The 15,569-nt window shown below is 65.3% G+C and carries 16 protein-coding genes and 1 pseudogene; 10 read left to right on the top strand and 7 right to left on the bottom strand.

Annotated elements, in window-relative coordinates:
- Positions 1-91: 91 nt before the first annotated feature.
- The gene (locus V6F88_RS26375) at positions 92-817 is read left to right on the top strand and encodes a tetratricopeptide repeat protein (protein WP_332613287.1); all 726 of its coding nucleotides are present in this window, start codon (positions 92-94) and stop codon (positions 815-817) included.
- On the top strand, positions 814-1,611 hold the full coding sequence (locus V6F88_RS26370; protein ID WP_332613286.1) for a hypothetical protein: 798 nt from the start codon (positions 814-816) through the stop codon (positions 1,609-1,611). The genes V6F88_RS26375 and V6F88_RS26370 overlap by 4 nt, the downstream gene beginning before the upstream one ends.
- Positions 1,612-1,636: 25 nt before the next feature.
- On the opposite strand, the pseudogene V6F88_RS26365 reads toward V6F88_RS26370, so the two are convergent.
- The 3 genes and pseudogenes from V6F88_RS26365 to V6F88_RS26355 all read right to left on the bottom strand — a co-directional run.
- Positions 1,637-2,374: pseudogene (locus V6F88_RS26365) on the bottom strand (YoaK family protein); the annotation flags it as partial.
- Between the two features lie 72 nt (positions 2,375-2,446).
- Entirely contained in the window at positions 2,447-3,172 is a 726-nt protein-coding gene (locus V6F88_RS26360; protein WP_332613285.1) for a lysozyme inhibitor LprI family protein, read from the bottom strand.
- A 132-nt stretch (positions 3,173-3,304) separates the two neighbouring features.
- Entirely contained in the window at positions 3,305-4,351 is a 1,047-nt protein-coding gene (locus tag V6F88_RS26355; RefSeq protein WP_046806207.1) for an aldo/keto reductase, read from the bottom strand.
- 315 nt (positions 4,352-4,666) lie between these two features.
- Between V6F88_RS26355 and V6F88_RS26350 the strand changes: the two genes are divergently transcribed.
- The 6 genes from V6F88_RS26350 (at position 4,667) to V6F88_RS26325 (ending at position 9,599) form a co-directional block, all read left to right on the top strand.
- Positions 4,667-5,632 (top strand): AraC family transcriptional regulator, encoded by a 966-nt coding sequence (locus V6F88_RS26350; protein WP_332613284.1) that lies wholly within the window; start codon positions 4,667-4,669, stop codon positions 5,630-5,632.
- A gap of 77 nt (positions 5,633-5,709) precedes the next feature.
- A complete protein-coding gene (locus V6F88_RS26345) occupies positions 5,710-6,678 on the top strand; it encodes a LysR substrate-binding domain-containing protein (RefSeq protein WP_332613283.1) in 969 nt (322 codons plus the stop codon).
- 120 nt (positions 6,679-6,798) lie between these two features.
- Positions 6,799-7,425, top strand: coding sequence for an isochorismate family cysteine hydrolase YcaC (ycaC, locus tag V6F88_RS26340; protein WP_332613282.1), 627 nt, complete (start codon positions 6,799-6,801; stop codon positions 7,423-7,425).
- A gap of 144 nt (positions 7,426-7,569) precedes the next feature.
- On the top strand, positions 7,570-8,133 hold the full coding sequence (locus V6F88_RS26335; RefSeq protein WP_332613281.1) for a DUF3455 domain-containing protein: 564 nt from the start codon (positions 7,570-7,572) through the stop codon (positions 8,131-8,133).
- A gap of 120 nt (positions 8,134-8,253) precedes the next feature.
- Entirely contained in the window at positions 8,254-8,823 is a 570-nt protein-coding gene (locus tag V6F88_RS26330) for a sigma-70 family RNA polymerase sigma factor (RefSeq protein WP_332613280.1), read from the top strand.
- Entirely contained in the window at positions 8,820-9,599 is a 780-nt protein-coding gene (locus V6F88_RS26325) for an anti-sigma factor (RefSeq protein ID WP_332613279.1), read from the top strand. The genes V6F88_RS26330 and V6F88_RS26325 overlap by 4 nt, the downstream gene beginning before the upstream one ends.
- Before the next feature lie 13 nt (positions 9,600-9,612).
- Here V6F88_RS26325 and V6F88_RS26320 read toward each other — a convergent pair whose 3' ends face one another.
- A complete protein-coding gene (locus tag V6F88_RS26320) occupies positions 9,613-10,761 on the bottom strand; it encodes a sterol desaturase family protein (RefSeq protein ID WP_332613278.1) in 1,149 nt (382 codons plus the stop codon).
- Positions 10,762-11,015: 254 nt separating this feature from the next.
- Here V6F88_RS26320 and V6F88_RS26315 point away from each other — a divergent pair, with 254 nt between their 5' ends.
- Positions 11,016-11,240 (top strand): YdcH family protein, encoded by a 225-nt coding sequence (locus V6F88_RS26315; protein ID WP_120156598.1) that lies wholly within the window; start codon positions 11,016-11,018, stop codon positions 11,238-11,240.
- A gap of 17 nt (positions 11,241-11,257) precedes the next feature.
- Here V6F88_RS26315 and V6F88_RS26310 read toward each other — a convergent pair whose 3' ends face one another.
- From V6F88_RS26310 to V6F88_RS26300, 3 genes are read right to left on the bottom strand one after another with little or no spacing between them, the layout of a single operon-like run.
- Entirely contained in the window at positions 11,258-12,244 is a 987-nt protein-coding gene (locus tag V6F88_RS26310) for a Bug family tripartite tricarboxylate transporter substrate binding protein (protein WP_332613277.1), read from the bottom strand.
- Between the two features lie 33 nt (positions 12,245-12,277).
- On the bottom strand, positions 12,278-13,504 hold the full coding sequence (locus V6F88_RS26305; protein WP_332613276.1) for a CaiB/BaiF CoA transferase family protein: 1,227 nt from the start codon (positions 13,502-13,504) through the stop codon (positions 12,278-12,280).
- A 29-nt stretch (positions 13,505-13,533) separates the two neighbouring features.
- The gene (locus V6F88_RS26300) at positions 13,534-14,526 is read right to left on the bottom strand and encodes a hydroxymethylglutaryl-CoA lyase (RefSeq protein ID WP_332613275.1); all 993 of its coding nucleotides are present in this window, start codon (positions 14,524-14,526) and stop codon (positions 13,534-13,536) included.
- 122 nt (positions 14,527-14,648) lie between these two features.
- Between V6F88_RS26300 and V6F88_RS26295 the strand changes: the two genes are divergently transcribed.
- Positions 14,649-15,557, top strand: coding sequence for a LysR family transcriptional regulator (locus V6F88_RS26295; RefSeq protein ID WP_332613274.1), 909 nt, complete (start codon positions 14,649-14,651; stop codon positions 15,555-15,557).
- Positions 15,558-15,569 lie beyond the last annotated feature (12 nt).

Genomic DNA, 15,569 nt, shown 5'->3' with positions numbered 1-15,569 from the left:
CCGCGCGCCGCGGTTCCGGTATCGTAGGCGTCCAACACGTGCGGCACCTGCGCGTGCCAGCATCCACCTCTTCCAGGAACCGCCGAACGCCATGCTTGCGACCCTACGCCGCCGTTTGCTTGCCTGCTTATTGGGATCGGCGCTTGCCGCCCTGGCCCTGCCGGCCGCCCATGCGCAAAGCGCCGCACAGCTCGACCACGCGTATCAAGCCGAACTGCGCGCGGAAAACGAAGCGCTGCATGCGCGCATCCAGCAACTGCCCCCGGCCATGCAGACGCTGAACTCGCGGGTATCCGCCGCCTTGCGGGCCAACGATCCGCAAGAGGCGCAGCGCGTGGCCGAAGAGATGGCCAAGCAAGATCCGCGCAACGCCGACGTCAGGCTCTTCCTGGGCAAGCTGCAAGCGCAGCAAGGCAACCTGCCCGCCGCCCAGGACCTGTTCGATGAGGCCATCAAGCTGAATCCGGACGACAAGTGGGCGTACATCAACAAGGCGGGCGCGCTGGCACAGCGCAAGGACCTGCCCAACGCGCTCGTTACCGCGCAAGCACTGACCAGCCGTTTTCCCGACTGGAGCATCGGCTACAACCTTCAGGCCGCGTTGCTGGACGGCATGGACCGCCAGGCCGACGCGCTGGATGCCTACCAAAAGGCCGTGCGCGCCAAACCGGCCAGCGCACTGATCCTGACCAACCGGGGTAATTTGCTGCGGCGCCTGGGCCGGCAGACCGACGCACGTCTGTCTTATGAAGACGCGTTGCGCATCCAGCCCGGCTACCCGCTGGCCCAGTCCGCGCTGGACGAGCTGCGCAAATGAACGGCCCCCCCATCATGAGGCGTCGCCGGTTGCTGGCGGGGCTGGGGCTGGGTCGAAGTCTCGGCCTGGGCGGCCTGCTGCTGGCGCCGCTGCGCGCGCTGGCCGCAACCGATCGCAAGCCCATCATCCGGCAAGTCTTCGCCACGCCGATCGAGGCCATTCCGATCACGGCCCAGCACGCGGCGCTGATACGGCTGCTGCGCGTGCTGTGGGTTCCTATTGAATCCGGCGCGCCGGGCATCGATTTTGAACAACCGCTGCTGGGCGGCCCCGACACGCTGGCCATCGCGCGCCGCGCACTGAAAACGTCGGACGATGCGCTGGCCATCCAACGCCTGGCGGAAGTGTGCCGCGTGGTGCCGGCCTTTGTGGCGTCGATGGGCAAACTCGCCCCCGGCCGCTACACGTTGCCGCCCGAGATGAAAGACACGTTCGACTTTCCGCAAAGCGGCGTGGACGCGCAAGGCGGCTTCACGCTGCGCGCCGAGCACCTGACGGTGTTGCGCGCTGCCATGTGGCGCGAGGCCGGCCCGCAAGAGCTGCAAGCCGTGCTGCGCGAAGGCGATCGCTTCTGGCCCATGCCCATGATCGACGGCAAGCGCCCCTACGGCGACGCCAGCTTTTACCAGATCGACATGGCCCGGTTGCTGGGCGAGCCGTATCGCCTTACGCCCCAGGGCACCGCCATCACCGAACCGATAAAAGACGCCAGGCTGGAACAACTGCATTACGAAACCCTGGCCGCGTTGCAAGTGTTCCTGGGCCACGCCGTCGCCCGCAAGGCCACGCGGTAATGCGCTACACGCGGCGGAACAGGCTGCGGATGTCGTCCCCGATGGGCACGGCGGCCAGCAAGGTCAGTAGCAGCGCCAGGGGCCAGGTCGACCCGAAGCCGAAGTGAAAGAACGAGTACGCGCCCGTCACGCCGCCTACGAAAAACAACGTGACCATCAGGCTCAGCACGACCAGCTTGCCACGGTCAGCGCGTACCGGCGGCGTGTGTTGGGCGTCGCTCTTGGCCACGTTCCAGTAAAACAGCTTGCCCACTTCGATGCCGATATCGGTCACCATGCCTGTCACGTGCGTGGTACGGATTTCAGAGCGCGACACCTTGGTGATCATCGCGTTTTGCAGGCCCATGATGTAGCACAGCAGCATCACGGTGCCGGGCACGTAGAACCAACGCAGCGTTTCCAGGTTGGCGCCCAGCAAGCCGAAGACCAGCAGCAACACCGCCTCCAGCAGCAGCGGCAAGGCGTACTCGCTGGCCAGATGAGACCGCCGCCCGAAGTTGATCAGGAAGGCGGAGCTGGCCGCCCCGGCCAGGAATGACAGCAGCGCGGCCACGCCCTGCAACACCACCACCATGCCCCCCAGCGCCATGTGGTCCGCCATCATCGAGACAATGCCGGACATGTGCGAGGTGTACTGCTGGACGGCCAGAAAGCCACCCGCGTTGACCGCGCCGGCGGTGAAGGTCAGGAAATAGGCTAGATGCCTGTTGGCTTGCGGGCTGCGGCTGACGGCTGTCAGCCGGCGCAAATACGGAATGGCCACGCGATTCCCTTCAAACGAAGAGCGTGCCTACGGCAACGCGACACACATTCTAGTCGCCGCCCCCTGGACGGCCTAGGGTTGACGCACGGGGAAGTAGACGCCGCCCATCGCGCCATTCATGCCGCAATACGGCGGGCCACCCGCCGCCTTGTCCTTCGCGGGAGGCGTATCCACCACGATAAGCGCCGCGCCCTTGCGCGACAGCGTCAGCGTCCAACCCCCGGGGTCGTCCGCCTCGACCACCAGCGTGTCGCCCTTGACCGTGGCCACGCCGTTGGCGTCGCACAACCAGCGCGCATTCTGCGGCTGCGCGGCCTGGGCCTCGACCATCAGCTTGCCATCCGCCTGCCGGACTATCGTGATGCCGCCGGCCAGGTTGTCCCAGCTACCCTCAAAGCCCTGGCGCGGCGTCAGCACCAGCGACGCAAGAAATGCGTCGCGGTACTTCAGGCGGTCGGCCAAGCTTTCGGCGCGCTCGCTGGCGCTGCCCGGTTCGGCATAGTCTTCGTTGCGTACGCCGACAAAGTAGCGCTGGTCTTGCGTCAACGCGCGGGCGGTGTCGGGGTCAAACGCCTTCTTGGCCTCGGCAAAGCGGCGCGCGATGCTGGCGTCTTGGGCGGCCAGTGCATCGCTGGCGCAAATGGCGCGGTCTACGTCGGCCGTGGCCTTGGCGCAGTCAAACGAGGGCTGCGGCGCGGCGCCGGCGGGCGTGGCCATTGCCAGGGCGACGACGGCCAGCGCCGCCAACCGCGGCTTGATCGTCACGGGGGACAGGCTGGCGGGAAAGCGATGTGTCATGGAAGATCTTCAAGGCGGGGACGGAACGCAAAGATTCTACTCGCGCCGTCCCCGTTTCGCGCGCCTCTCGGTTCCCTCGTCGAACAGGCCGACGACCTGGGCTCGCCTGCCACGCAGGCGGGCCAGCGCCTTTTACACCGCGCCCGATTCCGCCAATTGCTTACGGCGGAACTCGCCCTGGCGCACGTGCATCCAGCCTGGATATTCCGGCGGCAGCGCGCTGACTTTGTCCAGCGCCGCCAGCTCATCCTGCGTCAGCTTGATGGCGGTTGCCGCCAGGTTGTCGTCCAACTGGTCTACCCGCTTGGCCCCGATGATGACGCTGGTCACCACCTGTTGGTGCAGCAACCACGCCAGCGCCACCTGCGCCACCGACACGCCGCGCGCATCGGCCACCGATTTCAGGACGTCGATGCTGTCGTACGCGCGGTCGCGGTCCACCGGCGGGAAGTCGAAGGCCGCGCGGCGGCTGCCGGCTTCAGCGGAGCCGTCGCGGCTGTATTTGCCGCTGAGCAAGCCGCCGGCCAGCGGGCTCCACACCATCAGGCCCACGCCTTCACTTTGCAGCATCGGGACCAGCTCGCGCTCCAGATCGCGCCCCGCAATCGTGTAATACGCCTGTAGCGATTCAAAGCGCGCCAGCCCCAGGCGTTCGGCAATGCCCAGCGCCTTCATGATCTGCCAGGCGGCCCAGTTGGACACTCCCACGTAACGCACGTGGCCATGCTGGACCAGCGTGTCCAGCGCGCGCACGGTTTCTTCAATGGGCGTGGCCGGGTCAAAGCCGTGGATCTGGTAGAGGTCGATATGATCCAGCTGCAAGCGCGACAGGCTTTTCTTCACGCCATCCAGAATGTGCACGCGCGAATTTCCACGCGCATTCACACCCGCGCCGGTCTGGCCAAACACCTTGGTGGCGATGACCACGTCGTCTCGTGCCACTTTCAGATCGCGCAGCGCCTGGCCCGTGATGATTTCCGAACGTCCTTCGGAATACACGTCGGCCGTGTCGATGAAGTTGACGCCTGCTTCCAGGGCGCGGCCCACCAGGCGGTTGGCGTCTTCCTGTTGCAGGTTGCCGATCTTGCTCCACAGTTCGCCTTCGCCGCCAAAGGTCATGGTGCCCAGGCAGAGTTCCGAAACGAAAAGGCCGGTGCTGCCAAATTTCTTGTATCGCATGGTGGTGCTCCTTCTGCGGCGCGGCGGGTCCGTACGCCCCGGGATGGGGCGCCGAACGCAGCTGGCCGGGGTGCGAACAGTATGCGTCGCAAGCGGCCGCCACGCGCTGCTTGATCCTGCCCGTTTTTTGCCTGATTCTCTGGCAGGCTTGCCAGAGAATCAGGCATACGCCCGATCCTCCTGATTTTTTGCCCATTTCTCCATAGACTATCCGGCCCCGGTTCGGCACGTCCACAGCGCGCATACACTGGAGCCCGCCCTCTATTCCACCGCGCCTGCGCCGCCGCCAGGTCCGCGCCACCCCTCGGAGCCTCCATGCCTATTACTACCGAGCAATCCGAAGCTTCCGTCAATATTCCTGGCTTGGACGGTGCTTTCGAACCCGCCCGCCGCGAGCTGCTTTGTACCCTGGACCGCATGACCGGCACCTTGGAGGGCTCGTTGGACACGCCCATCGAAGGCTTGTATCTACACCGTCTGTCGCAACCGACCGGCGCCAAGCCCGGTTTGCAAAAGGCCGCGCTGGCGGTCATTGCGCAGGGGTCCAAACGTTTGCTGATCGGCGACGAGAGCTTTGAATACGATCCTTTCCATTACCTGATCTCGTCGGTGGACCTGCCCGTGGTGGCCAAGGTGTCGGTCGCCAGCCCCACCCTGCCCTATCTGGGCTTGCGGCTGGATCTGAACCCCGAGGAAATCGCCGAACTCATCAGCGACGAAAACCTGCCGCCGCTGGTGCCCGCCGAGGCCTCGCGCGCGCTGTGCGTGAACCCGCTGGGCGGCTCGCTGCTGGACGTAGTGCTGCGCCTGCTGCGCTTGTTGGACACCCCGCGCGACATCCCCATCCTGGCGCCCATGGTCAAGCGCGAGCTGCTGTACCGGCTGCTGATGAACGGCCAGGGCGTCGTGCTGCGCCAGACGGTGCTGCAAGACAGCCAGTTGAACCGCGTGGCCAAGGCCATCCGCATTCTGCGCGACAACTATGCGCAGCCCCTGCGCGTGGAGGAAATTGCGCGCGATGTGCACATGAGCGTGTCGTCCTTGCACCACCATTTCAAGCAAGCCACCGCCATGAGTCCGCTGCAATACCAGAAGCACCTGCGCTTGCAGGAAGCGCGCCGGTTGATGTTGAGCGATGACGCCGGCGTGGCCCTGGCCGCGCACGCCGTGGGCTACGAAAGTTCGTCGCAGTTCAGCCGCGAATACAGCCGTTTGTTCGGCACCCCGCCGCTGCGCGATAAGCAGCGCTGGAAGGAAGAATCGGTGGGCGCTGCCGCCTGAGTTCGGCTTGGGCCCCGTGCGGCCGTCATCGCGTTATATGCTCCCGCTACGTCTTAATTCCAAAAACGCGGGAAGTCATGCACGATTTGAATGATCTCTACTATTTTGTCCAAGTCGTGAAACACGGCGGTTTCGCGCCCGCCGGCCGCGCGCTGGACATCCCCAAATCCCGTCTCAGCCGCCGCATTGCCCTGCTGGAAGAACGCTTGGGCGTGCGGCTGATCCAGCGGTCCACCCGCACCTTCGCCGTAACCGAACTGGGTCAGGAATATTACGACCAGTGCCTGTCGATGCTGGCCGGCGCCGAGGCCGCGCAAGACGTCATCGACCGTACCCATGCCGAACCGCAGGGCACGATCCGCATGAGCGCGCCGCCCGCGCTGATCTACTATTTTTTGGGCGATGTGGTGGCGCGCTTCATGGAAAAGTGCCCCAAGGTGCATGTGTATCTGAAGAGCTTTTCGCGTTCAGTAGACGTGCTGCGCGAAGGCTTTGACCTGGCGGTGCGCGTGCGCTTCGGCCCCCTGGAAAACAGTGACCTTGTCATGAAGCCCTTGGGCATGAGCTGCCAGAGCCTGGTCGCCAGCCCCGCGCTGGCCCGCAAGCTGCCGCCGGATGCCGACGTGGCCCGCTTTGCCGAACTGCCCACGCTGGCGCTGGGCACCGAACAGCGCGAATGCCAATGGCGGCTGGACGGCCCGGACGGCGCGCGCCAAAACGTGCCGTTCACCCCGCGCCTGGTCACCGACGACATGCTGGCGCTAAAGCAAGCGACCCTGCGCGGCGTGGGTGTCGCGGCGCTACCGCTGATGATGATCCGCGACGAGCTCGATGCCGGCACGCTGGTGCCCGTCGGCGCGCCGTGGGTGCCCGAACCGGGCGCCGTCCATGCGGTGTTCCCGTCGCGCCGGGGCTTGCTACCCGCCGTGCGCGAACTGCTTGATTTCATGGGAAGCGAGTATCGTGAAAACGCCCAGCGCGAGTGCGATACGCAGCAGCGCCACGGCATCCCTGCACCGAAAGGCCCCGCACCCGCCGTCCGATAAATAGAACGCTGAGGCGCAATTTGCCCCACTACCGGGGGTATTGGTTGATATTTAGAATTCTGTTCATGCACTCACCGCGCAACACCGCGCACCAAACCTGAAGACATAACGGAGCAAACCATGACCAAGCCCTACGTGAAACTGGACAAGAACGACGCCGCCGTCCTGCTGGTTGACCACCAAGCCGGCCTGCTTTCCCTGGTGCGTGATTTCCAACCCGACCAATTCAAAAACAACGTGCTGGCACTGGCCGACCTGGCCGAATACTTCAAGTTGCCCACCATCCTGACCACCAGCTTCGAAGACGGTCCCAACGGCCCGCTGGTCCAGGAACTGAAAGACAAGTTCCCCACCGCCCCCTACATCGCCCGCCCCGGCAACATCAACGCCTGGGACAACGAAGACTTCGTCAAGGCCGTCAAGGCAACCGGCAAGAAGCAGCTGATCATCGCCGGCGTGGTCACCGAAGTGTGCGTCGCCTTCCCCGCCCTGTCGGCCCTGGAAGAGGGCTTTGATGTGTTCGTCGTGACCGATGCTTCGGGCACCTTCAACGAAGTCACCCGCAACGCCGCCTGGAGCCGCATGGAGCAAGCCGGCGCGCAGCTGATGTCGTGGTTCGGCGTGGCGTGCGAACTGCACCGCGACTGGCGCAACGACGTCGAAGGGCTGGGCACCTTGTTCGCCAACCACATCCCCGACTACCGCAACCTGATGGCGTCGTACTCGGCCAACCGCAAGGCCAAGTAAACCCCGCCTTTTTCGCCCATGCAGGCCGGATGCAAAAATATTTGCATCCGGCCTGCATCCGTTTGGGGGTCCGGCGTGTAGTACCTGTACCGGCGCGCAATGGGCGCGTCGTCCACAGACCTTTCACGTTGCTGGAGACCGCTCATGAAGACCCAACGTTCGCACCGCATTCCCGCCGTTGCCGGCCTGTTCGCCGTGTCGCTGCTTGCCGCCTGCGGCTCGATGAGTTCCAAACCCACGGCCTATACGCAGGCCAACCTGCCCGCCAGCGTCCAGGCGCCCGCCGGCAACAAGGTGGCCTGGGAAACCGTGGGCGTGGGCGAGATCACCTACGAATGCCGCGCCAAGGCCGACATGAAGGGCCAGGCCGAATGGGCGTTTGCCGGTCCGAAGGCCGTGCTTAACGACCGCAAGGGCAAGCAGGTGGGCACGTATTACGGCCCGCCCGCCACCTGGGAAGCCATGGACGGCTCGAAGCTGACCGGCACGCAAGTGGCCGTGGCGCCCGCGGGTGACGGCAACCTGCCCTACCAGTTGGTCAAGGCCAACCCGGCCATGGGCGCGGGCGCGTTGACGGGCGTGACCTACATTCAGCGCGTGGCCCTCAAGGGCGGCGTGGCGCCCAAGACCCCGTGCACCACCGCCATGCTGGGACAGAAAAGCCAGGTGCAATACCAAGCCGACTACATCTTCTACAAGGCAAACTGATCCCGTAGGCCCGTCGGAATCCGACGGGCCTACGGCCGGGGACTCCGGGTAAGATGGCGCAACTTCTCCCCGCGCAGGCTGGTCACGCGCGGCCGCCTTCTTCCCGCTTCTCGCTATCGCATGCCGAACCGCCTTGATCCGGATTTCGATTACGAAGCCGTCTTGCAGGAATGCGCCGCCGGCCGCCGGGCCGCGCTGGATGCCCTGTATCGGCAAGAAGGCCCACGCCTGTTGGGCGTGGCCCAACGACTCCTGCGCGACCGCGCTTGGGCGGAGGACATCGTGCATGACGCATTCGTCAAGATCTGGAAGCAGGCGGGCACGTTCGACGCATCGCGCGGATCGGGACGCGGCTGGGTCTACAGCATCACCCGCAACCTGGCGCTGAACGCGCTGCGCGACACCGCACGCGAAACCGACGTAGACAATGACGCCGCTGCCGCCCTGGATGCGCGCCAAGCCATCGAGGCCTGGCACGACACCCGCGACGCATTCGACTGGCGCGCCAGCGCGGGCCGCATGGCCCCCTGCCTGGAAGAACTGGAACCCGTGCGCCGCAACTGCGTGCTGCACGCCTATGTTGAAGGGCTGACGCACAGCGAGATCGCGCACCGCCTGGGCGCGCCGCTGGGCACCGTCAAGGCGTGGATCAAGCGCAGCCTGCAAGCACTGCGGGAGTGCCTGGCATGAACGCCCCGCAAGATTCTTACGACGCCACCGACGACTTGGCCGGCGAGTACGTGCTGGGCACCTTGCCGGCCGACGCGCGCCGCGCGGTGCAAACGCGCATGGTGCACGATGCCGCCCTGCGGGCCGCCGTGGCGCGATGGGAAGCGCGCTTGCTGCCGTTGACGAATCTATCGTCGCCGGTAGAACCTTCGGCCAGCCTGTGGCCGCGGATTGTCGGCACCTTGGATGCCGCCCAGGCCAAGGACACCGCCCGTGCCCGCGTACAGGCGCAGGCAGAAACCTTTGCAGCTCCGCAGCCACGCCCCGTCGCCCCTTCCGGACCGGGTTTGTGGGACAGCTTGCTGTTCTGGCGAAGCGTGGCCGTGGGCGGCATGGCAGCCGTTTTGATCCTGGGCAGCACGCTGGCGCTGCGCCCCGCATCGACGCCGTCCGCCCCGCAATACGTAGTGGTGTTGGTTGCGCCGCAATCGCAGGCGCCGGGCTGGGTGGTGCAGGCACAGGCCGGGCAAAGCGCCGTGCAATTGGTGCCCATCGCGGCAACGGAAGTGCCGCCGGACCGGGCGCTTGAATTCTGGACCAAGGCTGATGGGTGGGCCGGCCCGGTATCGCTGGGCCTGATCAAGCCGGGCGAACCCGTCGTGATCCCGCTGGACAAGCTGCCACCCTTGGAACCCAACCAGTTGTTTGAACTGACGCTAGAACCCAAGACCGGCTCACCCATCGGCAAGCCGACCGGCCCGATCCAGTTCATCGGGCGCGCGGTCAAGATGCTGTAACCGGCAGGCGCGGTTAGCGCTTGCGGCTGAAGGGATACGCTTGCTGGGCAAGGAAGGTGCCGGGCATGTCGTTATCCAGGATGCCGTAGTTTTCGGGCAGGCGATTGCCCACGCCGCGCACTGCCGTGCCAAAGATGTAGTCAATGAACGAGAAGTGGGCGGCGTAGTTCTTATCGATGGCTTCCGTATCCGACGAGTGGTGCCAATGGTGAAAGTCAGGCGTCACGATGATGTAGCGCAGCCAACCCCACGGGAGCTTCACATTGGAATGGATCAGCACGGCCTGAAAGCCGACGATGATGATGTAGGCGTCCAGCACCGCCTTTGAAAACCCCAGCACGAACAACACCCCCAGCACCGCCACGCGCGTGATCAGCAGTTCAACGATGTGCAGGCGCGATCCGGCCAGCCAGTCCAGCGTGCGCGTGCTGTGATGCACGGCATGGAAGCGCCACATGAACGGGACCTCGTGGTAGACGCGATGCGCCGCGTATTGCGCCAGGTCCGCCACCAGCACGGCTACGAACAATTCCAGCAGATACGGCATGGACTGGATGGCCGCCTGTAGCGGCTCGTAGGCTGCCCAGGAAAACAGTCGGTGAATGAAGAAGTTGATGCACAGCAGCACCGCGCCCACCGACAAGTGGTTGAACAGAAAGTGCTTCATGTCCACCTGCCACTCGCCGCGAAACACGGGTTGGCCGGGATACAGCGGCGTCAGCTTTTCGAAAATGATGAAGACCATGCTGGACGCCAGCAGATCCAGAATGAACCAGTCCAGGCCCAGGTACGGGTGGTTGCCGGTATTGGACGTGGTCACCACCACTTGGCTGCCGCCGGCGGCCACCGCGCAGCAGACCAGCACGAAGGCCGATATGTTCAGCCAGCGCTGGCGACCCAGCACGATGTTGGCCAATGCGATCGACCCTGACACCAGCAGCGCCGAAAACAGCAGCGTGCGCATCGCTTCCACGGAATAGAAGGCGCGCAGTTCCGGGGTGGTCAGGTAAGCGGGAAAGTGGAAAGCCAAAACGCCCAGCACGGCCAGAATGGCCAGGAACAGCGCGATTACGCCGCTCATCATGCCGGTGCCCGGGTGGATACGCCCGTCCTTGCTAAAAAGAGCAAAAACCTGCCGAACATTGGACGCGCGTTGTTTCATGTCTAAAAGATGACGGACCACGGGGTGCCGAGTGTATCTCCGGGCAAACCCTTCCATGTAATTAAAAGTGAGCATCAACGACATTTTCGCGCGCCGCGCGGGGCCATCTTGCGCCCCGTCAATTTTTGACGAGCGCCGGCACGGGCGCGCCGGTTGACAAGGCGTGGGGGTTGGCGTGTCATGGGCGAGCCGACGCGCGCCGCGTTAGGTGCGTCGCCGGTTCCCGTCAACGGGTTCCCAAGAGAGAGGCCCCAATGTTCCCTGAATATCGCCAACTCATTACGCAGATGAAATCCGAGAATGCGCATTTCTCGGCCCTGTTCCAGCGCCACAACGACCTGGACCAGGAGATTCAAAATATGGAGGACGGCGTCGTGCCAACCTCGGGCGTCAACATTGAAGTGCTGAAAAAAGAAAAACTACAGCTCAAGGACAAGCTCTACGGCCTGCTGCGGGCCGCCGACCAGAAGGCCGGCTGACACCCCAGCTTCGGGCGCTACATCAGCTCAAGCCCCGCCCCCCGCACGATGACCGCGTACTTGGCCATTTCAGAGCGGAAGTACGCCGCCGTCTGCTCGGGGGGCATCAGCAGGATCTTGTTGTTCTGGGCGGCCATGGCGTGCTTGACCTCGGGCGCATTGAATGCCCGTCCCAACGCATCGTAGATACGCCGCACATCGGCCGCCGGCAACTTCGCCGGCCCCGCCGCCGCGAACCAGCCGCCGATTTCGTAGTGGGCCAAACCCTGCTCGCGCGCCGTGGCCAGATCCGGCAATGCCTCCATCCGTTCGCCGCCACAGGCCGCCAGCGCCTTGAGCGCACCGCTTTTGATCTGCGGCAATACCGACGGCAGCGACAACACGCCGAAGTCCACCTGCCCACCGATCAGGTCCGCCATCATGGGCCCCACGCCCTTGTACGGAATATGGCGCGCCTTGGCGCCCGCCTGCTGCACGTACATTTCCGCCGCCAGATGCAGGATCGTGCCATTGCCCGACGACCCGTAGTTGTAGCGGCCCGGTTCCCGCGACAGCAGGGCCGTCAGCTCCTTCAGATTATTGGCCGCGATGTTTTTCGGATTGGCCACCAAGAGGAACGGTGTCATGCCCACCATGCTGATCGGGGTAATGTCCGCCAGCGGGTCGAACGGCAAGGACTTATAGACGCTGGGAAAAATCACGTGATTGTTCGACACCATGCTTAGCGTGTAGCCGTCGGGCGCCGACCGCACCAGCGCCGACGTGCCCACGATGCCTCCCGCGCCAGGCTGGTTTTCCACCACGACCGTATGGCCCAGCGCCGACGACAACGCCGGGCCGGCCGACCGCGTGATCGTATCCACGCCGGATCCCACGCCCACGGGCAGAATGAACTTCACGGGCCGGTCCGGCTGTGCGCGCCCCAGGCCCGGCACGGCCAGCATCGCGGCGCCCAGCGCGCCCAATAGTTGTCGGCGGCTCCACCCCGCGCGTTGATCGTTCATGTCTGTCTCCTGGTTGTTTTTTATTGCCGTGCATCAGGCCACCGCACCCTGCTCCCGCAGCGCCGCGATCTGCGTCGCGTCATACCCCAGGTCCGCCAGCAATGCGTCGGTGTCCGCGCCCAAAGTGGGCGGATGCTGTCGTACCCCAAGCCGATGGCCGTCCATCATCAAGGGGAATAGCGCGGCGCCCGCCATCTGGCCGGCGCGCTCGCCATCGGGCAGCCGGATGTCGGCCAGCCCGCCCGTGGCGCGCAAGTGGGGGTCGTCGTAAAGCTGCTCGGGTTTGACGATGGGCGCGAACGGCAGGCCGATGCGTTCGAACACGGCGGCCAGCTCGGCCGCGCTGTAGCCCGCCAGACGCGCGCGCAAGTCCGCCAGCAAAGTGGGGCGCAGGCGCACACGGTCGTTGTTGGTCGCCATGGCAGGGTCGCGCTTCAGATCATCAAAGCCGAAGGCATCGCAGAACGTGATCCACTGCGCATCGCTGACGGCCGCCAGGAAGATCTGCTCGCCGTCCTTCACGGTGAAGACGTCGTACAGCGCCCAGGCGGATACGCGTTCGGGCATCGGCGCGGACGGCTGTCCGGTGATCGCGTATTGCAGCATGTGCTGTCCCACCAGGAAGACATTGTTCTCGAACAGCGCCGATTGCACTTCCTGGCCGCGTCCCGTGATGCCCCGCTGGATCAGGGCGGCCATCGCGCCGATGGCGCCGAACATGCCTCCCATGATGTCGTTCACGCTGGAGCCGGCGCGCACCGGGTCACCGGGCCGCCCGGTCATATAGGCCAAGCCGCCCATCATCTGCACAACTTCATCCAACGCGGTGCGCATGGCGTATGGCCCGGGCAGGAAACCCTTGTGGCTGACGTAGATCAACCGGGGGTTGTCACGTGCCAGCGACGCGTAATCCAGCCCGTACCTGGCCATGGTGCCCGGGCGGAAATTTTCGGCCACGACGTCGGCCCCGGCGGCCAGCTTGCGCGCGGCTTCGGCGCCGGCGGCGCTTTGGATGTCCAGCGCAATGCTCTTCTTGTTGCGGTTGAACATGGGAAAAAACCCCGCGCCCACGCCCAGCAGATGCCGCGTCCGATCCCCTTGTACCGGTTCGACCTTGATCACTTCCGCGCCCAGGTCGGCCAGCACCATGCCGCAGGTCGGGCCCATCACCATGTGGGTGAATTCGACCACGCGCAGGCCGGCAAGCGGCAACGCGCGCGAGGTGTGCGGCAAGGAAGGTTCTTGATGTGGTTGTGACATGACAAAGCTCGTGTGAAGTGCGCGGGCGCTTACAGGCGCGCGCCGTGGGGACGCTGGATGTCGGACCGTGCAAGCGGCTGCGATGCCGCCTGGAAGGTCTTGGGCAAGCCGGCGCGCCACAGCGCCCCGTGCAAGTGCTGCCCGGGCAGCCATTCGTCCACCGCAGCGCGCAGCGCCAGCAGGCGATCGATATCCACGCCGGTGGCGATGCCCATGCTTTCCAGCATGAACACCAGATCTTCGGTACTGACGTTGCCGCTGGCGCCGGGCGCATGCGGGCACCCGCCGATGCCGCCCAGGCAAGCGTCAAAGCGCGACACCCCGGTCTGCAACGCGGCAAGCACATTGGCCAGGCCAAGCCCGCGCGTGTCGTGAAAGTGCGCGCAGCACAGGCGCTCGCCGGCAATGCCGCGCGCGTCGGCGAACAGCCGCTGCACCGCCGCAGGGTCCGCATAGCCCACGGTATCGGCCAGGCTGACGCGGTCCGCGCCCGCGTCCAGCAGCGCCTGCATCAAGCGCAACACTTCTTGCGGCGACACCCGGCCCTGCAAGGTGCAGCCAAAGGCCGTGCCGACGCCGCCTTCGATCAACATCGACGAGCCCGCCGCGTCGCGCGCGGCGCGTATCTGGGCGACCATCGCGACGACCTCGTCGGGCGTCTTGCGCAGGTTGGCCACGCTGTGCGCGTGGCTGGCCGACAGGGGCACCAGCATCAGGTCGGCGCCGCTATCCAGCGCGCGTTCGGCGCCTTTCACATTGGGCACCAGAACGGACACCGACAGACCGGGCAACCTTTTCGCGTGGGCCACCAGCGCGTCCGTGTCCGCTAACTGCGGCAAGAGGCGGGCGGGCACAAAAGATCCGACCTCGATCTCGCGTTGTCCGGCGGCGTAGGCGGCGTCGATCCATGCGCATTTGGTGGGGGTCGGCAATACCACGGGCAGGCTTTGCAGCCCATCGCGCAGCCCCACTTCGCGCACGATGGCGGTGGGGGGAATCACAGCAGGCGAGGCAGTCGGCATGGCGGCAAATTCGGACGGATATTTGAAGACAAAGCCAGTTTAGATATTCTCTATACGCGCACCAGCGGTATTTCGGAACGTTTAATATTCCGAATCGGAACTTCATATCAAGGCGCCCCGCCATGCGCGACCTGGACATCACCACCTTGCGTCTGTTCATCTCGGTGTGCGAAACCGGCAATATCGCGCGCGCCGGCGAGCGCGCCAGCCTCGTCGGATCGGCCATCAGCAAGCGTTTGGCCCAGCTGGAAGACACGGTGGGCGCCAAGCTGCTGACGCGCAAACGCCGTGGCGTCGAACCCACCGAGGCCGGCGAGACGCTGCTGGAACACGCGCGCGCCATATTGGCCAGCTCGGACCGCATCGAACGCGACATGTCGGCCTACGCCAGCGGCGTCAAGGGCCAGGTCCGCATCCTGGCAACGGCGTCCGTGCTGGCGGAATCCCTGGCCGAAGACATCGCGGCGTTTCTGCAAATGGCGCCCCATCGCAACATCCGGGTCGACATGGAAGAACGCGTCAGCCAGGAGGTCGTGCGCGAGGTCAAGGGCGGCATTGCCAGCCTGGGCATCTGCTGGGATGCGGCGGACTTTCATGGACTGCAAACCCGGCCTTACCGGGGCGACCGCCTGGCCGTCGTGACCGCGCCGGGGCACCCGCTGGCGCAGCGCGAAGCCGTATGGTTCGACGAAGCCCTGGACTTCGAACACGTCAACATGCCCGCCGCCGGCGCGGTCTTGCGCATGTTGCAGACGGCGGCCGGCCAAAGCGGCAAGACCTTGCGCCACCGCGTCACCGTCAGCAATTTCGATTCGGCGTTTCGCGTGGTGCTGGCCGGCCTGGCCATCAGCGTCGCGCCCATCGAAGTCGCCACGCCATATGCGCTGGCCCACGGCCTGCGCGTGCTGCCGCTGCTGGACCCCTGGAGCCATCGCCGCTTCGCGATCTGCCTGCGCGACGCGCAGGCGCTATCGGCGGCGGCCCGCCTGCTGCTGGACCACCTGGTGGCGGCGGGACATGACAGCACGTGAAACCGGCGCGAA

The organism is Achromobacter sp. ESBL13 (assembly GCF_036668755.1).
Lineage (GTDB): Bacteria > Pseudomonadota > Gammaproteobacteria > Burkholderiales > Burkholderiaceae_B > Achromobacter.
Note: the sequence above shows the minus strand (reverse complement) of the source record. Positions and strands in the feature narration are given on the sequence as shown.